The organism is Streptomyces sp. NPDC008086 (genome assembly GCF_042957325.1).
Taxonomy (GTDB): Bacteria; Actinomycetota; Actinomycetes; order Streptomycetales; family Streptomycetaceae; genus Streptomyces.
Genome location: NZ_JBIBIA010000003.1, coordinates 343,167 through 364,719 on the forward strand (window position 1 = coordinate 343,167; position 21,553 = coordinate 364,719).

The following is a 21,553-nucleotide window of genomic DNA, read 5'->3' on the forward strand; positions in this document are numbered from 1 at the left end:
GCATGGTGCGCCTGTGTAGTCTCCGTCGCTTCGGGTAGGCCCTTGCACTGATGGGGCCCAGGCCGGAGTCGACCGAGAGAGAAGTGTCGGGCCATGCGCCGCGAACCGGATCCCGAGATTCCCTCCGCGTTTTCCTCCGACGTCGTCGGCCCGCAGGTCGTCGAGGCCGTGGAGAACCTGGTGACGCTCTGGTTCACGGCCGTCGACGAGGCCCGGCCGCGTCTGCCGCCGCGTCAGCTACGCGCCTTGCGGGCCGTCAGCCGTCGGCCCGCGCTCAACCTCACCGCCCTGGCCGAGCAGTTGCACATCGGGCTGCCCACCGCCAGCCGGCTCTGCGACCGCCTCGAAGCCGCCGGACTGCTCCGGCGCCGGGTACGCGCCGGCAACCGGCGCGAGGTCCACCTGGAGGTCACGGCCGAGGGACGGCGGTGCCTGGCGGACGTCGCCGAGCGGCTCTCCGTGCAGCTGGCCGTCGCCCTGGCCGACCTGCCTCCCGAGCAGCGTGCGCGGCTGGCACAACTGCTGCGCGCCTTTCACGAGGACGGACTTGCCGGCGACCGGTAGCCGCTGTGCACATGGCACAGCAACAGGCATACGTCGTCGTCGTGTTCGGAGTCGTGCAGCAGCGGATGCAGAAGCCGGTCGGCGGACGACTCCAGCTCCTCGGCGAGTTCGGTCGGGCGGAAGCCGCCCAGTTCCTCGGCGAGACGTTGGATGCCGGGGTCGATCCCCTGGGCGCGGCGTTCCACCAGCCCGTCGGTATAGAGCGCCAGCGTCGATCCCGGCGGCAGGGGCACCGTGTGGTCGCGGATCTCCTGTTTCAGCGGGATGCCCAGCATGGCGCCGGGCTTGGCGTCCAGGGTGTGCACCTGGCCGTCGGGAGTGCGCAGCACCGGCGGCGGATGACCGGCGGCGGCCCAGGTGAGGGTGGGGTCGTCGGGGTGGAAGCGCGCGATGACGGCGGTGGCGTAGAGGTCGAGGCGCAGTCGGTGCAGGAAGACGTGCAGCCGGGTCAGGAGCTCGCCGGGGCTGCTGCCGTCGACGGCGTAGGCGCGCAGGGCGGTGCGCAGCTGGCTCATCATCACCGCGGCGTGCAGCCCGTGTCCGGTGACGTCCCCGACCACAGTGATCAGGCTGCCGTCGGGCTGACGGAAGGCGTCGTACCAGTCGCCGCCGATGTTCAGGCCCCGGGTGGCCGGGAGGTAGCGGGCGGCCAGGGTCAGGCCCGGTGTCGTGGGCAGTTCGGTGAGCAGGGCGCGTTGCAGGGTCTCGGCGATGTCCCGGTTGCGCTCGAAGCGGCGGGCGTTCTCCAGGGCGATGCTGGCCCGCCGGGTCAGTTCGATCAGCATGACGGCGTCGTCCGCGTCCCAGCGTTCGTCGGGCGGCGACAGGGTGAGGACGCCCTGCGAGGCCCGCCTGGAGAGCAGGGGGATGCACAGGAGGGGCCGGCCGGGGTCGATGGCCGAGGGCGGCTGGTCGTCGACGCCGGGCAGGCCGCCGGGGTGGTCGGCGGCGTACTGGGGCCGGCCGCGGCGAGCGGCGAGGACGGCGGCGGCCGGGTGCGGGCCGCCGCGCAGCGCGTCGTCCACGTCGTCGAAGAGCCAGACGTCGACGGTGCGCGCGTATCGCGGCACCAGCAGGGCGGGCAGCAGCCGCACGATGGCCTCGTGGTTGAGGGAGGCCGTCAGCGCGGCGCTGGCGTCGGCCAGGAAGGTCAGCCGGCCGCGGGCGTTCTCCGCCTCCTTGCGGGCCCGCTGCTCGGCGTCGAACAGCTCGCGCTGGGCGCGTCCGGCGGCGTCCAGCTCGGCGTGGAGTGCCAGGACGCCCTGGTTGGTCTGGTGGAGTTCCTCGCGGTGGAAGGCGACCAGCCCTTCCTGTTCGTCGAGCCGTTCCAGCAGCAGGGCCGTGTCCTCGTCGGCGCCGAACAGGGCCTCGGCCAGCGTCGCCGGGTCGTCGGCCGCCGGGTCGTCGACGGCGAGGCGGGCGTCCTCGGCGCAGGGGACGGAGGCGCGCCAGGGGGGCTGCCGGTCGTCCGGGCGGAGCTGCGCGGAGGCCACCTCGACGCTGAGGTCACCACCGGCGCAGGACAGGGTCGTCGCCACGCCGACCCGCCACTCGCCGCCCTTGGTGAGGCACTGCCGCAGCTGTGCGGTCAGCGCGGCCACCAGGCGGGTGCGTTCGACGGGTGGCACTCCGCAGGCGGCGGCCAGCCGTGCCGTGGCGATACGGGCCCGCGCGGCGTCGGTGATGGTGCGGACGGGCCAGGTGCGGGTCACGGCGTGCCGTCCGGGGGCCAGGGGCTCAGGACGGCGACGGCGGTGTCGTCGCGGACGGGCCGGGCGGGGCTGCTGGCGTCCCGCACGATGGTCGCGGCGATCACCGCGGGGTCGAGGGAGGCCGGTGCGTCGGCGGCCGGGCCGGGAGTCCAGCGGCTCGGCAGGCCGTCGCTGTGCAGGATCAGCAGGCAGTCGTCCGTCCAGCCCGCCTGTTGCTGCGGGAGGTGCGTGGGCAGGTGGGCGCCGACGATGCCCGGGCGGGAGACCAGCCCCTGCCAGGTGTCGCCACGACGCAGCCGGGCGCCCACGTTGCCGACTCCCGCGAACGACAACTTCCCTGCGCCGATGTCGAGTTGGGCCACCGACACGGCCGCTCCCCTGGTGCCGCGCAGGGCTCTGTCCAGCCGCCGCAGCAGGTCCGCCGGCGGCAGGTGGGGGACCTGGCGCAGTTCCTCCACGGCGGCGGAGGAGGCGCGGGCCGCGAGGGGGCCGTGGCCGAGGCCGTCGGCCAGCAGCAGCGTCACACGGTCGGCCGTCCGCACGCAGACCCAGGCGTCGCCGGAGAACCCCCCGCCCGCGAGGGGGATGTTGACGCCGCCGGCCCGCACCGGGAGCGGGGCGGGACGCGGACCCGTGGTGTCAGGGCGCGTGCGGGAGCCAATCCTGGCCATGACGATCGTGCCCCGCCCGGGTGCGCTGTGCAGGCCGAAGTCGTCGGCGGTACGCAGACAGGTGCCGAGGCCGGCGCCCAGGGTGGCGGTGGTCGAGTAGCCGTCGCGCAGGGCCACGGCGGTGTCGGGCATGCCGGGGCCGTGGTCGACGGCCACGATCTGCACCAGGGCGTCGCGCTCGTCGCCGTAGGCCGGGGCGCTCGGTCCGACGAGGTCGAGCAGTATCCGTCCGCCACCGGCGTGCTTGAGCAGATTGGTGGCGAGTTCGGTGGTCACGAGCTCGGCGGCGGCGACCCGGTCCTCGGCGAGCCCGGCATGCCGGGCCGCGGCCGCGGCGGCCACGCGGACGTCGCGGACCCGGGTCGAGTCGTGCACCGGCACCTCCCAGACGCGCGGCATCAGCGCGCCTCGCGCGGGCCGGGCGGCCGGGAGATCCATGACGTCACCGTAACGGTGGTGCCGCTGCCGCGGCGAGTGTCGATGGAGAAGTCGTGGACCAGGCGCCGGGCGCCGCCGAGCCCCATGCCCAGTCCCTCGCCGGAGGTGTAGCCATCGCTCAGGGCCTGGTCGAGGTCCCCGATTCCGGGACCCTGGTCGCTGAAGACGAGCCGCACTCCCCGCACCCCGCCGCTGGTCACGGCCGTGCACTCCATCTGGCCCCCGCCGCCGTGGACGAGGGCGTTGCGGGCCAGTTCACTGGCCGCGGTGACGAGTTTGGTCTGCTCCACCAGACCGAACCCGAGTTGGGCGGTCATCTGCCGCACATGCTGCCGTGCCCGCACCAGGTCGAGGTCCGAGTGGATCGGCAGGCAGGCGGAGACACTGCCGGTGCTGTGGGTCACGGGCGCTCCCCGCGGGCACGCCCGGCACGGGGCAGCACCGACACCTCGGCCCCGAGCAGTCGCAGGGCGTCCTCGGTGGTCAGTGCGGTCCGCAGGCCCGGCAGGGTCAGGCCCAGTTCCACCAGCGTGATGGCCACCGCCGGGCGCATCCCGGCGACCACGGTCTGGGCCGCCAGCAGCCGGGTCATCGCCGCGACGTCGCTGAGCACGCGGCCCATGAAGGAGTCGACGATCTCGACACCGGAGAGGTCGATGACCACACCGCTGACCGCGCTGTCGGAGACGGTCTCGCCGATGTCCTGCCGGAGCCGTTCCGCGGTGCTGTCGTACAGGTCGCCCTGGAGGGTGACCAGAAGGACCCCGCCGAGCCTGAGGACGGGCACGTGTCCTTCGTACGGGAAGGTGGCGGCACCGGTCACTGGGGCTCTCCGGCCGGGGCGGGGACGATGTGGGCGCCCTGCTGCTCAAGAGCGTAGGCGAGGGCGTCCGCGAGGCTGGCGCGGGTGAGCACCGAGCTGAGGTCGATGCCGAGGTGGACGATGGTCTGCGCGATGGCCGGCCGGATACCGGAGACGATGCACTCCGCCCCCATCAGCCGCGCCGCCGCCACGGTCTTCATCAGATGCTGCGCGACCAGGGAGTCGACCGTCGGCACTCCGGTGATGTCCAGGATCGCGATCCGGGCGTGCTGGTCGACGACGGCGTCCAGGAGGGTCTCCATCACCACCTGGCTGCGGGCGCTGTCGAGCGTGCCGATCAGCGGGACGGCGACGATGCCCTCCCACAGCTTGATGACGGGGGTGGCGATCTCCAGCAGTTCGAGGCGCTGGCGGTTGATGAGTTCCTGCCCGGCGCTCATCGCCGTCTCCATCATGACCAGGCGCAGGGTGCCCATCAGTACGGCCAGTGCCGTCGTGCACCTGCGCACGTGCTCGGCGGGTGCCTCGGAGAGCTCGTCCAGCAGCAGGTCGTTGACGGGCGAGCGCAGCGCGTCCATCTCGGTCGAGATCTGCGCGAGGGTCGCGCCGGAACGGGCCCGGGAATGCGCCGTACGCGCCAACTGCTCGCGTACGACGGCGAACCCGTCCGCCTCCGCGTCCTCCAGGCGTCCGGCGGCGGCCACCGCGGCCAGGGCCTCCACCACGGCCCGGCCGGCTTCCACCGCCTCTTCCCTGGAGACGGTGAACACGGTGCGGAACAGCGCCGCGTCGGCCCAGCGCTGGGCGATCTGCTCCCGGCGCCGTCGTAGGAAGGTCCCGACCTCCTCCGGCGGATTGGTCTGCTCTTCTGCCGTTTGCTGCTCCGGCACGTACTTCCCTCCTCATACGGTGTGCGCCGCCCCGAAGGTACGGGGGGCGCCGGACGGTTCGGTCAGGGCGAGCGCCGCGGCCCGAACCAGTCGAGACAGACCACGAGCGCGTCGTCGTCGGGCACGGGGGTGCCGCGGTGACCGGCCAGCTCTCTGAGCACGGCGCGGGGGACCTCCGCCGCGGGCAGCAGGCTGGTGGACACGATGGCGCGGGCCAGCGCCCGCTCCCCGTACCGCTCGCCGCCGGGCGCCGCGACGGCGTACACCCCGTCGCTGGCGAAGACGAGCCGGTCGCCGGGTTCGAGGTCCAGGTCGAGTTCCTGGGCGACGTAGTCCGTCTCCTCGAACATGCCCAGGGGAAGCTGCTCGTCGAGTGCGAAGGCGGTGACGGTACGGCCGCGCAGCCGCAGCATCTGCGGGGAGCCGGCGTCCACGACCTGGAGCCGGCCCGTACGCAGGTCGAGGTCGAGCAGCAGCACGGAGAGGTGGGCGTCGCCCCGGTAGTGGGCGTGGACGGCCTGGTCGGCGAGGGCGGCCTGGTCCGCGATGGACAGGCCGGCCCGTCGTGCGTTGCGCAGCGCGTTGATGCCCAGGTTGGTCAGGAGGGAGGCCTCGATGCCCTCGCCCATGCCGTTGGTGATGTAGAGCATCAGACGGTCGGCGTTCGCGGACCAGTCGAAGTTGTCGCCGAAGATCGCGTAGGCGGGTTCGAGCTGGGCGCCGAGCGCGTACTCGGCGCGGCTGCAGGAGCGGCCCGGCAGGAGTTGCCACTGCATCTCCGCGGCCAGGGTGAGCCGGTCGGTTCGGCGGGCCCGCAGATACAGGTCGGTGTCCCGGTCGGCGACGACCACCTCGTGCCCGAGTACCTGTGCCACGTCGGCCAGTTCGGCCAGGCATTCCTCGGCCTGCTCGGCGGAGGGCATCGTGACGGCCAGGACGCCGAGCCGGTCGCCGCGTACGGTTACCGGCAGGTGCAGGCGCACCCGGCCGTCGGAGAGCTTCTCGACGAAGGGTTCCTGGGAACCGAAGGCCCGCCCGGCCGGGCTGCCGTGCGCCGACACCGGTTCGGGCGGGCCGGCCTCCGGGTCGCCTGGCCGGCCGCCGGCGGTGCCGTGGCCGGCGGGGACGGGCTGGAGTGTGGCGAGGCCGTAGTCGGCCAGGAAGAGCTGGACGGTCGTCGCCGCGTACTCGTCGCACAGTACTTCGCGGACCGCGTCCACCAGTTGGTGCGGGGCGGCGGAGCGAAGGGCCCGCTCGGCTGCCACGAATCTGTTCACGATGTCGGATACGCCAATCTTGTCACGGTGACGGCGCTGGACCCGCGCTGCCGCGGACGCCGCCCATCGGTCCTTCTTGTCCGTATCTAGTGTTCTGCACGTATTGTCCTGAGCCGCGGGCTGACAGTGCCGGTGAAGCCTGGAAGAGTGGGGGCGTGACTTCCTCCTACTCGCATCCGCGGCCGGACGAGGTGGCGCGTGTGACCTCCGAGGCCGCCGAGTTGCTGGAGGTCCTGTGGGGCCGGGCCTCGACGGCGCCGGTGTCCGCCTCCCAGATCCGGGTGCTCTTCATCCTGGAGCACAGCGACGGCATCAACCTGCGCATGCTCGCCGAGGCCCTCGGCTCCACACCACCCTCGACCAGCCGGCTCTGCGACCGCCTCCAGGCGGTGGGCTTCGTCGAGCGGGCGCCCAGCGCGGCCAGCCGCCGGGAGCTGCGCCTGCACCTGAGCCGCCGCGGACGGACCTTCCTGACGGAGCTGCGCGCGCGACGCGAGGCCGCCCTGCAGTCCGTGCTGGAGCAGATGCCCGTCACCAAGCGCACCGCTCTGCTGGAGGGCCTGGAGGCCTTCTGCGCCGCGGCGTCCGCGGAGATCCACGAGGGCGACGAGGCCTCCGACGCACGAAGCGCGTGAAACGCGGCGACGCGGTCCGTCCTCGTTGCTGACCGGCACGTTCCACACCCCTCCCGCGCTTGACTAGCTCACTCTGTTGCCTCATGGCCATAGTTGTCAAACGGCAACTGTCAGGGGTCGCGGGTGCACTTCTGCTCCGCTGAACTGCCCTTCCGGGAAGCGTTCTTCACTCCTCCGGCGAGGACGAGGGCCCCGGACCCGGCTGGGAGTCCGCGGTGGCGAGCGCCTCCTCGGCGCTCCCCACGATCGGGACGGTGATGCTGACACCGGTGAGATCCATGATCCGGCGGACGGCGGGCGTCGGGGAGATGACGTACACCCCTCCCGGGATCTCCCGCACCTCCTGATAGGCCCGCAGGACGATGTTCATGCCGGACGAGTCCATGAAGGGGACGCCGGCGATGTCGAGCAGGAAGTGCCGACGGCCGTGGTGGAGCTGGTTGGCGAGGTGGTGCTGCAGCTCGGTGGCCGTATCCATGTCCAGGTCGCCCTCGACCGTCAGCAGCACGGCGTCTTCCCGGGGCACTTCCACCTTGATCGACAGGGGATTCTGGGCAACGGACACAAGTACCTCCCACAGGCGTTGACGATCGGGACGGGTGCCCCGACGAACGGAATTGATGCATCGCGTCCTGCGCGAGCGGTGACCGCCCGTCGATGCGTTCGCCCGCCTACCCCCGAATGTCCGCAGCACACAGGGCTGGTGTGAGCCAGCGGTGCGCGTCACCTTTCTGGCTGTTTTTGCACGCTTCGGCCCGCAGAACGGTTTGGCGGGCCGTCAAGCGGTCACGCGATGGGAGAGAACCATCACGCGATGTGGAGGAAGACGACAAGTCGTCTGTCCGTCAGGGAGCGAAGGGATGAGTGAGATGTACCTGACCGGCGCCGCGGCGGGCTCGGACCATCCGCACGGCAGGCCGCGCAGCCCGGCCGAGGCCCGCGGCACCGTGCGCCGGATCCTGTCCGAGCAGACACGCGCCCGGGGCACTGTCTGCGCCCCGGACACGCTCTCGGACGCACTGCTGGTGACGTCGGAACTGACGACCAACGCCCTGCTGCACGGCGGCGGCATCACCGACTTCGACGTCCGGGTCGTCGGCCAGAACCTGTACCTGTCCGTCAGCGACCGGGAACGCCGCCACCCGGTCACCGTCAGCCCGACCGACCCGCTCGGCCGCCATCGCTGCGGCGGCCGGGGCTGGCCGATCGTGCGCCGGCTCTCCCACACGGTACGGGTCGCGGACCTGCCGACCGGCGGGAAGAGGGTCACCGCGGTGATTCCGCTGAGCTGAGGGGATCACGAGGGGTGGGGGACCCCCGATCTCGCGTGATCGGGCTTGGTCTCGCGGGCGACCGTCAAGCGACGCCGGGCTCCAGCAGGCCGGCGCGGAGTCGCTTGATGATGCGGCTGATGAGGCGGGAGACGTGCATCTGGGAGACGCCGATGCGGTCGGCGATCTGGGCCTGGGTGAGTTCCTCGACGAAGCGCAGATGGATGATGCGGCGCTCCCGTTCGCCCAGTTCGGCGATGAGGGGCGCCAAGGAGTGGAAGTCCTCGACGAGTTCCAGGGACGGGTCCTCCTCGCCGAGGAACGCGGCCAGTACGGACTCGCTGTTCTCGGAGTCGGAGGTGACGGCCGCGTCCAGGGAGGCGGACTGGTAGCAGTTGGCGGCCTTGCGGGCCTCGATGACCTCTTCCTCCGAGAGCGACATCAGCTCCGAGAGCTCACGGGTGGTCGGCGTACGGCCCAGCCGGGAGCCGAGTTCCTCCGTCGCCCGGGCCAGCTCCGCGCGTGCCTCCTGGAGCCGGCGCGGCACATGCACGGCCCAGCTCGTGTCCCGGAAGAAGCGCTTGATCTCGCCGACGATGTACGGCACCGCGAAGGTCGTGAACTCGACCTCCCTGGACACCTCGAAGCGGTCGATGGCCTTGATCAGCCCGATGGTCCCGACCTGGACGATGTCCTCCAGCGAGTCCCCGCGGGCGCGGAACCGCGACGCCGCGTACCGCACGAGCGACAGGTTCATCTCGATCAGCGTGTTGCGCACGTATTGGTAGTCGTGCGTGCCCTCTTCCAGCATGACCAGTCGGTCGAAGAACTGACGCGACAACTCGCGCGCGTCCTGCGGGCTCACCCTCGTCGGATCCTCGATCAGCGGCAGCGCCGCCCCGTCCGTCGTGACCGTCTCCTCTGCCGTGGCCGTTGCCTGCGCCACCGTCACGGCTGCCATGCCGCCCTCCCCATCACCGGAACCAGTTGTCCATCCCCGCGTGCCCGAACTCGCGCTTCTCATGCGTCTTCCGACAGACTTCCTTCGCCAAGAGGCGGCATGACGGCAGGTTCTGGCGTGAAGCCAACCGCTCTGGCCGAGTCCGGCCCTGGGCCGGGTCCGCTCCCCTGGGCCCCACTCGTTTGCGTACGGAGTTGCGGGGCATGCGGGATCTCGTGCTTCGGACCAGAGGCGCTCCGGTGCGACAGGTGTGACCACTCCAGGGCCTTTCCGCCCAGGCACCCCCCACCGCACCGTTCCACGGAGATTCCCTGAGAAGGCCGTTCAGGAGCTGTTTCGCATGCTGGTTGAGACGTCCGCACACGGTTCCGACCTTTCCGCCCGTCCCCGCGTGTCCGGTGGCCGCGTCCACGACGACGCGCCCGACACCGCTGCCGACTTCGCCCGCCTCGCCGAGCTGCCCGAGGGGCCCGAGCGAGACGCGGTGCGTGACGAGCTGACCAAGGTGTGGCTGCCCATGGCCCACCGCATCGCCGGCCGATTCCGCAACCGCGGTGAGTCGCTGGAGGATCTGCGTCAGGTCGCGGCCCTCGGACTGGTGAAGGCGATAGACCGCTACGAACCCGGCCGAGGCGCCTTCGAGAGCTACGCCGTGCCCACCATCACCGGGGAGATCAAGCGCCACTTCCGCGACCGGATGTGGGCCCTGAGGGTCCCCCGCCGTGTCCAGGAGCTGCGCAACAAGGTACGGATCGCACGCCGTGACCTCACCGACAACTCCGGCGGCGCCAACCCGTCCGTCGCCGAGATCGCCGCCCACGCGGGGCTCACCGAGGACGAGGTCAACAGTGGGCTGGAGGCCCTGGAGAGCTTCAGCACCCTGTCCCTCGACGCCGAGATGTCCTCCAGCGACGACGGCTTCAGCCTCGCCGACACGATCGGCGGCTGCGACGAGGCATACGACGTGGTCGTGGACCGGGAGGCGGCGAAGGCGGGGCTGCGGCGCCTGCCCGAACGCGAACGCGCCATTTTGTACATGCGCTTCTTCGAGGACATGACGCAGAGCCGTATCGCCGAGCAACTGGGCATCTCCCAGATGCACGTCTCCCGCCTCATCAGCCGGTGCTGCGCGCGGATCCGGGACGAGGCGCTCGACCAGGGGGCGCATCAGGGACCTTGCTGCGACAACGACGGCAGCGGCAGCGGCAGCAGGGGCAGCGGTGGTGGCCGGTCCGAGTAGCGGAAAGCCGCGCGTCGTCCGACATCCCGAGATCGCCTCACCCAGGAGCGCACACATGCTGATGCCCCATCCGACGATGCTGCGCAGACTCGTCGAGGAGTACGAGACCCTCATGGCCCAGCAGGGCGACCCGCAGGACGGCGCGGGCCGGCGCGACCTGCGCGCGCAGGACCTGGCCTACACACTGTGCGTGTCGACCGGAACACGCGAGGTGGGACGGGCCCTGGAGGCGGCCCGCCGTCTGCTCGCCGCCGCCGCGCACGACCCCGGCGGCACCTGTGGCGCACCCGCGCCCCATGATTCGGCCGCGCACGGGTAGACGCGACCCCAGGAACCCGGACGGACGAGCAGGAGCGGAGACGACAGCGTGCGAGGAATGGTGAAGTGACAGAAGCCGTGGCCCTCTTGGTGCGCGCCCGCGACGCTCAGGGAGTGATGAGCGTCTCGCGGGCGGCGCACGAGCGATCGTGAAGCCGACCGAACACCGTCCGGCCGGGGACCGCCGGACGGTGCGTCCCCGGTCGGTGCCGATCACCAGCGCGGCGACGGCACGGAGTTATGTGCGGTCGGTCGTGGAAGAGCACAGAGGTGTCCCGTCCGGCCCCGCGGATGAGCGGGCCGTCATGGATCTGCTGCTCGTCGTGTCGGAGGCGGTCACCAACGCCATCCGGCACGGCGGCGGCCTGGCGGGGTTCGAGGTGGCCCTGCTGCCGGAGGGGGTGAGACTGAGCGTGCACGACTACAGCGACGCCGTGCCCTCCGCCGCGTACGGCCCCGGCACGCTCCCCCACGCCCACGAGGGCAGCGGATACGGATGGCCGCTGATCATCCGTCTGTCCCGTGAGATCCATATCGAGCGCCGCTGCGCGGGCGGCAAGACGGTCACCGTGCTGGTGCCGCTGACCTGAGTGTCCGCGCCCGAGCCCGCTCGGGAACGGAACGTCGTCAGGGCAGGTCACCAGGGCAGGAACGCGTGCACGTCCTTGCCGTCCTCCCGCACCACCACGCTCACCTGGTCGCACAGCGTGTGGATCAGATACCAGCCGATGCCGCCGCCGCTGCCGGTGCCGGGGTGGAAGGGGCGTGGCGCGGGCGGCGTGGTGCTCGTGTCGCTGAGCGTCACATGGACACCGTCGAACGCCTTGCGCAGCGTCAGTCCGAACGGCCCCGGCGCGTACTGGATCGCGTTGGCGGCGAGTTCGGTGACCACCAGCACGATGTCGTCCCGGTACTCGGGCGTCTGCGGCGGCGTGGACCGCGCGAGCGTCGTGAGGTACTCCTCCGCGCTGAGGCGGGCTCTCGTCACATCACCGAATCCCCCGTCAAACCTGACCTCGCAGTCCTGTATCTCCTCGGAAGACGGTTTGCCGCCTCCACGCGATTCGGTCGCCATCACACCTTCTCGGGCCCGTCTGCCGTTGGCCGCGGTGACTCGTTCCGGTACTTCCAACGCTGCTGGTTCCCAGGCTGAGCGCGGCTACGCGTCCGGAATCGTAGGAGCCCACGGGACTTCGTGGAAGAGAGGGGCTCCTGGGGAGGCGCCCGGCTCAGCGTCGGGCGCCGCCTCGTCGGGCGTTGTTGTACAGGCGCAGCAGGTGCTTCGCGACCGCGCACGGGGCCGCGTCGGCGTGGCACTGCCGACAGGTCCGCATGTGGTGTTCATAGTCGGTAAGCGCTTGCTGAAGCGCTTCGTTCGGGTCTGACATCGAAGTCCTCGGGGTTTTTCGGCCAGGGGTGGGCGGGGGCCCTGCGGGCGCCGAGAGTGACGGCGGCGGGGCATCCGAGAGAGAAGTTGATCATGTTACTTGTGGTACACGGAAGTCGCGTCGGCGCCGCCACCGGCCGGAAAACCCTTGGACGCCGCGACCGACGGCACGGGACACTGCGTACTCGAACCGTAACTCCACGTAGTCAGGGGTGGGATGGGAACGCCTGAATCGCGCAGGGTCCTGCCGGGCAAACGCTCGGTGCTTCTCGCACTTCGTTACTACGGACGGGAGTTGGCCCGTCTGCGATGGCTGACGGTACCGGCGATGCTGTTGTCGGCCGTGGGCAACATCGGGATCAACTACATCGCGCCGCTGATCGTCGCCAAGCTGGTCGGCGGCATCGCGAGCGACAAGGACGTCACCCTCGCCTCGAGCCTGCCGTACGTCCTCGGCTTCGTCGGGGTGCTGCTGCTCGCGGAAGCGCTGTGGCGCGTCGCCCTGCACTGTCTGAACCGGCTGGACGCCCTGGGCATCGAGCATCTGTACGTCATCGGGATGGACGAGCTGTTCGCCAAGGACGCCGCGTTCTTCCACGACAACTTCGCCGGGTCGCTCACCAAGCGCGTCCTGAGCTTCGCGTCCCGTTTCGAGCAGTTCGTCGACACGCTGACGTTCCAGATCGTGGGCAGCTTCGTGCCGCTGGTGTTCGGCGCGGTGGTGCTGTGGCGCTACGAGCCGCTGCTGGTCGTCGGGCTGCTGACGATGATCGCGGTGACCGCGCTGTGCGTGGTGCCCCTGATCCGGCGCCGTCAGGCGCTCGTCGATCTGCGGGAGGAGGCCATCGCCCGGGTGTCCGGGCATGTCGCCGACAGCCTGATGAACATGGACACGGTGCGGGCGTTCGCCGCCGAGGGCCGCGAGGCCGCCGAGCACCGCTCCCGCGTCGCGGCATCGCGCCGGCTCACGCTGCGGTCGTGGGACTACGGCAACCTGCGCATCGACACCCTGGTCGCGCCGATGTCGGTGCTGACCAACGCGCTGGGACTGCTGCTCGCGGTCACGCTCGGCGGGGGCGCGCACGGCGTGGAGGCGATCGTGGTCGCGTTCACCTACTACACCAACGCGACGCGGATCATGTTCGAGTTCAACCAGATCTACCGTCGTCTGGAGAGCTCGATGACGGAGGCCGCGCAGTTCACCGAGCTGTTGCTGACACCGCCGACCGTGGTCGACCCGCCGTCGCCGGAGCCGCTGCTGCCCGGCACGGCCGACGTCCGCTTCGAGAAGGTGACCTTCGCGCACGCCGGTGGCCGGCCGCTCTTCCAGGGCCTCGAGCTGGACGTGCCCCACGGGGCGAAGATCGGCCTGGTCGGCCGGTCGGGCGGCGGCAAGACCACGCTCACCCGGCTGCTGCTGCGGATGACGGACATCGAGGGCGGGCGGATCCTGGTCGGCGGTCAGGACATCAGCAGACTGCGCCAGGCGGACCTGCGCGGCCTGATGGCGTACGTGCCGCAGGACCCGGCGATGTTCCACCGCACGCTGCGGGACAACATCGCGTTCGCCCGGCCGGACGCCACCGATGCGGAGATCCGCCGCGCGGCGGAGGCGGCCCATGTCACGGAGTTCGCCGACGCCCTGCCGGACGGCTTCGACACCATGGTGGGCGAACGCGGCATCAAGTTGTCCGGCGGTCAGCGCCAGCGGGTCGCCCTCGCCCGGGCGATCCTGCGCGACGCGCCGATCCTGCTGCTCGACGAGGCCACCAGCGCCCTGGACTCCGAGAGCGAGATCCTGGTCCAGGAGGCGCTGTGGCGGCTCATGGACGGGCGGACGGCGCTGGTGGTGGCGCACCGGCTGAGCACGGTCGCCGGCATGGACCGGCTCGTCGTCCTCGATCGCGGCCAGATCGTCGAGCAGGGCACGCACGACGGGCTGCTCGCGATGGACGGTGCCTACGCCAAGCTGTGGAAGCACCAGTCGGGCGGCTTCCTCGACGACGCCCCCGCACAGGCTGAGCTGCCCTGACCTCGGCGGGCGTTCGCGCGCTGTTGCCTCAGGGGCGTTGCAGGCGGCTGTCAGTACGGGCCTCCATATAGATTTCTGTATGGATCCCGAAAAATGCCCCATAATGCCTCAGAGGAGACACCTTGTGAGTAACCCTGCCGACGAGCTCGATCCCGGGACCCTACGGCCCGACCGCACAGGTCAGGCCGAGGCCTTCGACGCCATCGGCGAGCGTTACGACGAGGCCTTCCCCCACAAGGAAGGGCAGGTCGCGGCAGCCGAATGGCTCGTCGGGGCGCTTCCGGCCGGATGCCGGGCCCTGGACCTGGGGTGCGGCACCGGGCTCCCGACGGCGGGCCAGCTGGCGGCGGCGGGCGTCGAGGTCGTCGGGGTGGATCTGTCGGACGGGATGGTCACGCTGGCCCGGGACCATGTGCCGGACGGGATGTTCCACCGGGCGGACATCGCGGACCTGCGACCGGGCGGGCCGCTGGACCTCGGCCGCTTCGACGCCGTCACCGCGTTCTTCTCCCTGCTCATGCTGCCGCGCGCCGAGATTCCCGTCGCCCTGCGGACCATCCGCCATCTGCTGGTTCCGCGGGGCCTTCTCGCGCTGTCGATGGTGGAGGCCGACGTGGACGACTTCGAGATCCCGTTCCTCGGCAACAGCATCCGCGTCTCCGGCTATCTGAGGGACGAGCTGCGCGAGGTCGTGGAGGCGGCGGGCTTCGAGATCCTCGACGAGTCCTCGTACAGCTACGCTCCGGCGGCCGCCGACATCCAGCCCGAGGTGCAGATCTTCCTGCGGTGCAGGCGGCACGCCTGACGACTGCCGATCCGCCCGCTCCCGCGCGGGCCGCACGGCCGGAAGGACAGGGATGACGAAGCAGCCCGGGGCCGGTGGGGACATCCGGGGACAGGCTCCCGGCGTGCGCGAACGCGCCGCGCTCGCCTACCGGCCGCAGCAGCCCGGCCCGTCGCCCCGGCCCGCGGAAGCCCTCCGGGGATCCCCGCTCGGCGACGGTTCCGCCGTCGCCGAGCCGCAGACCGACCGGCTCCGGTATCTCGACGCGGCGACCCGCCGGATCGCCCGCGGCATGAACCTCGACGAGACCCTGGACGAACTGTGCCGGGCGGCCGTCCCGGCCTTCGCCGACACGGCGTTCGTCCATCTGTACGCCCCGCTCCCGGTCGGCGACGAGACCGGCACCGACCCCGGTGTCCTGCGCCTGCACACCGTGGACCGCGCACCCCCCGAGGCCCCCGTCCCGCCCCCGCCCGGCACCCACCCGCCCCGCGCGGCGGACACCGTACGCCCCACCGCCGACGGACCGCTCGCCACGCTGCTGCGGGACGGGCGGCCGGTACTGGGGCACACCCGGGCCGCCGCCGCGGCGGCGGCCGAGCTGCTGGGAGCGGCGAACGTGCCGCCGACGGGGCCGTCCGGACGGCGGCTCGTCATCGCCCCGCTGCACGGCCGCAGCCACGTCCTGGGCAGCGTCGTCCTCGCGCGCGGCCCCGGCCGCCCCGACTTCACCGGCGACGACCTGCTCGTGGCCTCCCAACTCGCCACCCACACCGCGCTCGGGCTGGAGAAGGCGATGCTGTACGACCGGGAGGCGTCCGTCGCGGACGCGTTGCAGCGCACGATGCTCCCGCCGTCCCTCCCGGAGCCGCCCGGCGTGCGACTGGCCAGCCGCTATCTGCCGTCCTCGCGGACCGCGCAGGTCGGCGGCGACTGGTACGACGCGATCCCCCTGCCCGGCAACCGCGTCGCGCTGGTCATCGGCGACGTGATGGGCCACTCCATCACGTCGGCCGCGATCATGGGTCAGTTGCGGACCAGCGTGCAGACGCTGGCCGGGCTCGACCTGCCGCCGGACGAGGTCCTGCACCACCTCGACGAACAGGCGGCCCGGCTCGGCAGCGAGCACACGGCGACCTGCCTGTACGCCCTGTACGACCCCGTGCAGCACCGGCTGGTGCTGTCCAACGCGGGCCATCTGCCGCCGGTCCTGCTGCGTCCCGATGGCCGCGTGGACGTTCTCCAGGTCCCGCCCGGCGCGCCGATCGGCGTCGGCAGCGGCGGCTTCGAGTCCGTGGAGACCCACGCGCCGGCCGGTGCCGCGCTGCTGCTGTACACCGACGGACTGGTCGAGTCCCGTGACTCGGACGTCCTGACCGGGGTGGAGCGCCTGTGCGCACGGCTGCGCGCCGTCGCCCGCACAGCCACACCGCCCGCCCTGGAGACGCTGTGCGACGAGGCCCTCGGCACGCTCGGCCCGGGCGGCCGGGACGACGACGTCGCGCTGCTCGCCGCCCGCTTCGAGGGCCTGCTGCCGGAGACGGTCGCGTACTGGTACCTGGCGCCCCGCCCGCAGACCGCGGGCCAGGCCCGTCGGCTGACCCGCCGGACGCTCGGCCACTGGGGGCTGGACTCGCTCGCGGAGACCACCGAGCTCATGGTCAGCGAGGTGGTCGCCAACGCCGTACGGTTCGCGTCCCGGCCGATCACGCTGCGGCTGCTCTGCACGGACGTCCTGCGCTGCGAAGTGGGCGACGACTCCCCGGTGGTGCCGAGGATGCGGCACGCGCGGCTGAGCGACGAGGGCGGCCGCGGGTTGTTCCTGGTCGACCAGCTGGCCCGGCGGTGGGGCGCGACGAGGGTGAGCACGGGCAAGATCGTCTGGTTCGAGCAGCCCCTGCCCGGCCCGCCCCCGGACCGGTGAGTCAGCCGGCGCAGCAGTCCCCCTCGGCGGCCGCCCGGGCGGTCGTGTCGAGTCGGCAGAAGCAGGAGGCCTCGATCGGTACGTCCGCCAGCGCGGCGGCCAGACGCAGCTGCTGGGCCAGCATCCGCGCCTCCCCGGGCCGGCCCAGGCGCGTCAGGCACTCGTGCAGTCCGTGCAGGGACCAGACGTTCCCGGGGTGCTGCAAGGGGCGCGGGAGCGTGTCGTCGAGGCCGAGGTCGGCCCGGTAGACCGCCTCCGCCTCCGCGACGCGACCCTGTTCGAGCAGGAGGGCGCCGTAGGCGTGCCGGGTGGGTTGCATCCAGCCCCACGGCTCGTCGTAGGGGAGGTTGTCGTCCAGGTCGATGGAGCGTTCCAGGGCGGCGAAGGCCGCGTCGTGGTCGCCCTTGCGGTACTCCAGTTCGCCGTCGAGCATCGCCGAGGCGATGGCGAGGATGTCGGCGCAGGTGTTGTTGAAGAGCATGCGGGTCTCGGGGACCCGGGCGACGGCCGCGTGGAAGAGCCGGCGTTCGGCCTCGGCCTCGGGGATGCGGTGGGTGGCGGAGAGGGCGACGCCCCGGGCGTAGTGCAGCATCGCCGTCGTCACGCAGTACAGCTCGGGGTCGGCGGGCATCGGCAGGTCCAGGATGTCGTCCCAGCGGCCGAAGCGGATCAGGACGTGCACCCGCATGGCGAGGAACGCCTCCAGCCAGTCGGCCATGGGCGGGCTCGGCACCCGCAGCAGGTCCTCGGGGATGGACGCCTCCAGCTGCGCCGCGGTGTCGAGGGCGACCTGGCTCTGGCCGAGGAACATCGCGCCGTAGATCTTGAAGTGGTAGTTGTGCGAGCGGTACAGGGTGTAGAAGTTCATCGCCCCTGCGCGGGCGTGGTACTTCTCGTCGGCCGCGATGGCCGCGGTGTTGTCGGAGACCACCCGCCGGTAGTCGCCGCACAGCACCTCCAGGTGCGAGGGCATGTGCAGCAGGTGGCCGGCGTCCGGCACCAGTCCGCGCAGCTGGTCCGCGACGGCCAGGGCCGCCTCGGGGGTCGGGGACATCTCCATCAGGTGGACGTACATGTGCACCACGCCCATGTGCTCGCGTCCCGCGTCACCGGCGAGGGCACGGTCGAGGACGGCCTTGGCCTCCGTGGTGCGGGCGCCTTCGGCCGGTCGGCCCGTCTTCAGGTCCCACAGCTGCCAGGGCGTGAGGTTCATCAGGGCGTCGGCGTACAGGGTCGCGACGTCCGGATCGTCGGGGGCGAGCTCGTAGACCGTGCGCATGCTGTCGGCGTAGGGGGCGTTCCAGACCGAGCAGTCCTCGACGGCCTTCGCCTGCGGGTAGCGGGCGCGCAGTGCGGCGATCAGGGCCTGTTCGACGGGGGTGGCGGACGCCGCCTTCTCGTGGGCCAGCTCGACGGCCGCGTGGGTGCGGTCGACGGTGCGGGCGAGGTCCTGTTCGTCGAAGAACTCCCAGGGTTTGTTGTAGTTCGGACCCAGCGCGTAGGCGATGCCCCAGTGGGCCATGGCGCAGTCCGGATCGGCCTGTGCGGCGGCCTCGAAGCAGGCGACGGCCTCCTCGTGGTGGAAGGCGTACGTCCACGTCAGACCGCGGTCGAACCAGAGCTGCGCCTGGGCGGAGGACGTGGTCACGGAGCGGGTGTAGGTGCCGAGGTCGTAGTACTCCATGGTCGGTCTCCTGCCTGTGCTGCGCCCGACGGTCAGTTCCCGAGTCTTCCCGAGGGGCTCGGGTCTCGCACCGACAACGGGGCGGGCCCGTGCGCGGTTTCGCGCCGGGCGATTCCGGCGCCGAGGAAACGGACGGGGCCTCGCGCCCGGCGGCGACGTCCGGACAGGTGGCCGCCGGCGCGCGTCCAGCGGCCGAACGGCGTCGGTGCACACCCCCTGGGTACCCGGCCCACGGCGCTTCGGCGGCCCGGCCGGGTGGCGAAGTGGGTCGCCCCAGGTGCGCGCGACGGGACTCGTGGCGCATTCTTGCTGTGTCGCGCGCGTGAAGGCGTACGGACGAGGTAGGGCCGATGACTGGGAGCGCCGAGAGCGCAGAGCGCACGCCCGGCAGGCTGGCGGCGCTGCTGATCGATGCCTCGGCGGAGGCGATCAGCGCGGCCGGCGGCCACGTCGGCGGGGTCTATCTGCGCTCCCGCACGCCCGGGCTGCTGCGACTGGCGGTGCTGGAGGGGCTGCCCGGTCCGCTGTTCCGGCCATGGTGGCGCGTCCACGTGGACCGGCCGTTCCCCGTGGCGGACGCCTATCGGCTCGGCGTCGAGGTGGTGTTGCCGAACGCCACGGAGGCGATGCGCCGCTATCCGCAGTACGCGGCCGGCCTGCCCTTCCCGTTCGGCTCCCTGTACGCCCCCATCGCGGGCCGGTCGAGCGTCTACGGGGTGCTGACGGCGCTGCTGCCCTCGGCGGCGGACGCGACGGAGCTGCTGCCCGTGCGCGAGCGCATGGCACGGCTCGCCGAGGAGCTGGGCACGGCCCTGGAGAAGCTGGAGGAGCAGGACCCCTCGGCGGTGACCTGGGAGGGCGGGCCCCTGTGTGTCCGGCCGCCCTCCAGCCGCCCGCCCTCCGGGCACCTCGGGCGGTTCGCCTGGGATCCGGTGAGCGGTCTCCTGACCGCCGACGAGCGCCTGAACGTCGAACTGGGTTCGGCGGCGGCGGAGGCGCACGGCACCGCGGAGGGGTTCGCGGACGCGGTCGCTCCGGGCGACGCGGAGCGGATCCTGGCGGCGCTGCGGGAAGCGGCCGGTGGCCGTCCGCCCGCCCTGCCGCTGGTCGTGCGCGGCCCCGACGGCGCGCCCCGGCTGGTCGAGGTCTGGGGGCCGTACGACGACTCGGGTCTCCCCCGGGCGGCGACCGTACGGGGTGTCGTCCTGGACCCGGGTCCCGGCACGGTGGCGGACGCGGCGGCCGATCTGCTGCCGGACGGGGTGATGTGCCTGGACCGGCTCGGGGCGGTGGTCTACGCGAATCCGCACGCGGCCCGGCTGCTGCGCCGGCCGCGCACCGAGCTGCTGGGCCGGCCTCTGTGGGAGGGCGTGCCGTGGCTCAACCAGCCCACTCTGGAGGACCATCTGCGCGGGGCGCTGCTGTCTCCGGATCCGGTGCACTTCCATGTCCGAAGACCGTCCGCCCATGGCCGTGAGCCCACCGCCCCCGCCATCGCGGGCGACTGGCTGGCCCTGTCCGTCTACCCGGGCCCGGACCTGCTGACCTGCACGATCCGGCTGGGCCACCGGGTGGCGGACAGCCCGTCCGAGCTGCCCGACGCGCTCGGCGCGCCGGAACCGGCCGGCGCTCCGTCGCTCAGCCCTCTGTACCGGCCCATCGTGCTCGCCATCGCGCTGACCGAGGCGGTCACCGCCCGTCAGGTGTCGGCCGTGGTGATGCGGGAGCTGCTGCCCGCGTTCGGCGGGCGTCGGCTGGCCATCTACCTGCTCCAGGAGCGGCATCTGTACCTGGCCTGGGAGACCGGCTTCCCCAAGGGGTTCCTCGCCCCGTTCGACGGAGTGGGGCTGGACGAGAGGCTGCCGGGGGTCGAGACGCTGACCAGCGGGCGCCCGCTGTTCTTCGACTCGATGGAGCAGCTCGCCGAGTCCTATCCGGGGATCGCGCTGGACGCGACGGAGGGGGCGCGCGCCTTCCTGCCGCTGATCGCCTCGGGGCGTCCCGTCGGCTCCTGCATCCTCGGTTTCGACCGGCCGCGCAGGTTCAGCACCGAGGAACGCACGGTGCTCACCGCCATGGCCGGGCTGATCGCGCACGCCATGGAGAAGGCGCAGCGCTACGAGAGCGAGGCCGCGCTGGCCCGGGGGTTGCAGCAGGCGCTGCTGCCGCGGCGGCTGTCGCAGCACCCGCTGATGGAGACCGCCGGACGCTATCTGCCCGGCACCCAGGGCATGGAGGTCGGCGGTGACTGGTACGACGTCGTCGCCGCCGGGGACGGGCTGGCCCTGGTGATCGGCGATGTGCAGGGGCACGGGGTGCAGGCGGCGGCCACCATGGGCCAGCTGCGCAGCGCCGTGCGGGCCTTCGCCCTCGGCGACCGGCCGCCCGACGAGGTCATGAGCGGCACCAACCACCTGCTCATCGACCTCGACGCCGGTCTGTTCGCGAGCTGCTGCTACATCCGGCTGGACCCCGCGACCGGCATCGCCCAGGCCGCCGTGGCCGGGCATCCGCCGCCGCTGCTGCGCCGCCCGGACGGCCGTACGCAGGTCGTCGACCTGCCCGGCGGGGTCGTGCTCGGCGTCGACCCGCAGGCCACGTATCCGGTGGCGGAGCTTCGGATGGAGCCGGGTGCCGTCCTGGCGCTGTACACGGACGGGCTGGTGGAGCGGCCCGGTGTCGACATCGACGACGGGATCAGCGCGCTGCGGGTGGCGTTGGCCAAGGCCGGCGCGCCCGGTGCCCGGCCGGGCGGGCGCACGCTGGCGGGCGTAGCCGACCGCCTCACCGCGGCCGCCCGGCACACGGCGGACCGCCCCGACGACATCGCGCTGCTGCTGGCCACCCGGCGCGCCACCGCCGCGCGCCGGAAGTGATCTCGCGAGCGGCCGGACTCCGGCGGTGTAACCCTGTTGCGGGGGCGGGAGTTGCGCGGATCCGGC

General features: G+C 72.2%; 20 protein-coding genes. 10 read left to right on the plus strand and 10 right to left on the minus strand.

Translation table 11 applies throughout. From position 1 onward, the window contains the following. The first annotated feature begins 93 nt into the window (after positions 1-93). Positions 94-564, plus strand: coding sequence for a MarR family transcriptional regulator (locus ACFZBP_RS11815; protein ID WP_391412178.1), 471 nt, complete (start codon positions 94-96; stop codon positions 562-564). Here ACFZBP_RS11815 and ACFZBP_RS11820 read toward each other — a convergent pair. The 6 genes from ACFZBP_RS11820 to ACFZBP_RS11845 all read right to left on the minus strand — a co-directional run bounded on the left by ACFZBP_RS11820 (position 534) and on the right by ACFZBP_RS11845 (position 6,375). Further along, positions 534-2,276: a SpoIIE family protein phosphatase gene (locus ACFZBP_RS11820; protein WP_391412180.1), complete on the minus strand. Its 1,743-nt coding sequence runs from the start codon at positions 2,274-2,276 to the stop codon at positions 534-536. The two genes, ACFZBP_RS11815 and ACFZBP_RS11820, sit on opposite strands and share 31 nt — an antisense overlap. Next, on the minus strand, positions 2,273-3,346 hold the full coding sequence (locus tag ACFZBP_RS11825) for a SpoIIE family protein phosphatase (protein WP_391413000.1): 1,074 nt from the start codon (positions 3,344-3,346) through the stop codon (positions 2,273-2,275). Before ACFZBP_RS11825 ends, ACFZBP_RS11820 begins: the two co-directional genes overlap by 4 nt. Continuing rightward, positions 3,346-3,789 (minus strand): ATP-binding protein, encoded by a 444-nt coding sequence (locus tag ACFZBP_RS11830; RefSeq protein WP_391412182.1) that lies wholly within the window; start codon positions 3,787-3,789, stop codon positions 3,346-3,348. Before ACFZBP_RS11830 ends, ACFZBP_RS11825 begins: the two co-directional genes overlap by 1 nt. Continuing rightward, the gene (locus ACFZBP_RS11835; RefSeq protein ID WP_391412185.1) at positions 3,786-4,208 is read right to left on the minus strand and encodes an STAS domain-containing protein; all 423 of its coding nucleotides are present in this window, start codon (positions 4,206-4,208) and stop codon (positions 3,786-3,788) included. The genes ACFZBP_RS11830 and ACFZBP_RS11835 overlap by 4 nt, the downstream gene beginning before the upstream one ends. Continuing rightward, the gene (locus tag ACFZBP_RS11840; RefSeq protein WP_391412187.1) at positions 4,205-5,098 is read right to left on the minus strand and encodes an RsbRD N-terminal domain-containing protein; all 894 of its coding nucleotides are present in this window, start codon (positions 5,096-5,098) and stop codon (positions 4,205-4,207) included. The genes ACFZBP_RS11835 and ACFZBP_RS11840 overlap by 4 nt, the downstream gene beginning before the upstream one ends. A gap of 62 nt (positions 5,099-5,160) precedes the next feature. Next, positions 5,161-6,375 (minus strand): SpoIIE family protein phosphatase, encoded by a 1,215-nt coding sequence (locus ACFZBP_RS11845; protein ID WP_391412189.1) that lies wholly within the window; start codon positions 6,373-6,375, stop codon positions 5,161-5,163. Positions 6,376-6,530: 155 nt separating this feature from the next. Between ACFZBP_RS11845 and ACFZBP_RS11850 the strand changes: the two genes are divergently transcribed. After that, the gene (locus ACFZBP_RS11850; protein WP_391412191.1) at positions 6,531-7,010 is read left to right on the plus strand and encodes a MarR family transcriptional regulator; all 480 of its coding nucleotides are present in this window, start codon (positions 6,531-6,533) and stop codon (positions 7,008-7,010) included. 166 nt (positions 7,011-7,176) lie between these two features. Here ACFZBP_RS11850 and ACFZBP_RS11855 read toward each other — a convergent pair whose 3' ends face one another. Continuing rightward, a complete protein-coding gene (locus ACFZBP_RS11855; RefSeq protein ID WP_391412194.1) occupies positions 7,177-7,575 on the minus strand; it encodes an anti-sigma factor antagonist in 399 nt (132 codons plus the stop codon). Positions 7,576-7,870: 295 nt separating this feature from the next. Between ACFZBP_RS11855 and ACFZBP_RS11860 the strand changes: the two genes are divergently transcribed. Continuing rightward, positions 7,871-8,302 (plus strand): ATP-binding protein, encoded by a 432-nt coding sequence (locus ACFZBP_RS11860; RefSeq protein ID WP_391412198.1) that lies wholly within the window; start codon positions 7,871-7,873, stop codon positions 8,300-8,302. Positions 8,303-8,366: 64 nt separating this feature from the next. Here the strand turns inward: ACFZBP_RS11860 and ACFZBP_RS11865 are convergent, their stop codons facing one another. Then, positions 8,367-9,242: a SigB/SigF/SigG family RNA polymerase sigma factor gene (locus ACFZBP_RS11865; RefSeq protein WP_391412201.1), complete on the minus strand. Its 876-nt coding sequence runs from the start codon at positions 9,240-9,242 to the stop codon at positions 8,367-8,369. 340 nt (positions 9,243-9,582) lie between these two features. Between ACFZBP_RS11865 and ACFZBP_RS11870 the strand changes: the two genes are divergently transcribed. The 3 genes from ACFZBP_RS11870 to ACFZBP_RS11880 all read left to right on the plus strand — a co-directional run bounded on the left by ACFZBP_RS11870 (position 9,583) and on the right by ACFZBP_RS11880 (position 11,390). Then, positions 9,583-10,482 carry a SigB/SigF/SigG family RNA polymerase sigma factor gene (locus ACFZBP_RS11870; protein ID WP_391412204.1) on the plus strand — a complete coding sequence of 300 codons (900 nt, stop codon included), beginning with the start codon at positions 9,583-9,585 and terminating at the stop codon, positions 10,480-10,482. Positions 10,483-10,537: 55 nt separating this feature from the next. Beyond that, positions 10,538-10,801, plus strand: a complete 264-nt coding sequence (locus ACFZBP_RS11875; protein ID WP_383443277.1) for a DUF5133 domain-containing protein — start codon at positions 10,538-10,540, stop codon at positions 10,799-10,801. A gap of 148 nt (positions 10,802-10,949) precedes the next feature. Then, positions 10,950-11,390 (plus strand): ATP-binding protein, encoded by a 441-nt coding sequence (locus ACFZBP_RS11880; RefSeq protein WP_391412206.1) that lies wholly within the window; start codon positions 10,950-10,952, stop codon positions 11,388-11,390. 47 nt (positions 11,391-11,437) lie between these two features. On the opposite strand, the gene ACFZBP_RS11885 is transcribed toward ACFZBP_RS11880, so the two are convergent. Further along, positions 11,438-11,875, minus strand: a complete 438-nt coding sequence (locus ACFZBP_RS11885) for an ATP-binding protein (RefSeq protein ID WP_391412209.1) — start codon at positions 11,873-11,875, stop codon at positions 11,438-11,440. 529 nt (positions 11,876-12,404) lie between these two features. Between ACFZBP_RS11885 and ACFZBP_RS11890 the strand changes: the two genes are divergently transcribed. The 3 genes from ACFZBP_RS11890 (at position 12,405) to ACFZBP_RS11900 (ending at position 16,927) form a co-directional block, all read left to right on the plus strand. Further along, positions 12,405-14,219: an ATP-binding cassette domain-containing protein gene (locus tag ACFZBP_RS11890; RefSeq protein ID WP_391412211.1), complete on the plus strand. Its 1,815-nt coding sequence runs from the start codon at positions 12,405-12,407 to the stop codon at positions 14,217-14,219. Positions 14,220-14,343: 124 nt separating this feature from the next. Further along, complete coding sequence (locus ACFZBP_RS11895; RefSeq protein WP_391412214.1) at positions 14,344-15,024, plus strand: methyltransferase domain-containing protein; 681 nt, start codon at positions 14,344-14,346, stop codon at positions 15,022-15,024. A gap of 52 nt (positions 15,025-15,076) precedes the next feature. Beyond that, entirely contained in the window at positions 15,077-16,927 is a 1,851-nt protein-coding gene (locus ACFZBP_RS11900) for a SpoIIE family protein phosphatase (protein ID WP_391412216.1), read from the plus strand. Between the two features lies 1 nt (position 16,928). On the opposite strand, the gene ACFZBP_RS11905 is transcribed toward ACFZBP_RS11900, so the two are convergent. Further along, positions 16,929-18,611 carry a hypothetical protein gene (locus tag ACFZBP_RS11905; protein WP_391412219.1) on the minus strand — a complete coding sequence of 561 codons (1,683 nt, stop codon included), beginning with the start codon at positions 18,609-18,611 and terminating at the stop codon, positions 16,929-16,931. A 350-nt stretch (positions 18,612-18,961) separates the two neighbouring features. Between ACFZBP_RS11905 and ACFZBP_RS11910 the strand changes: the two genes are divergently transcribed. Beyond that, a complete protein-coding gene (locus ACFZBP_RS11910; protein WP_391412222.1) occupies positions 18,962-21,487 on the plus strand; it encodes a SpoIIE family protein phosphatase in 2,526 nt (841 codons plus the stop codon). Positions 21,488-21,553 lie beyond the last annotated feature (66 nt).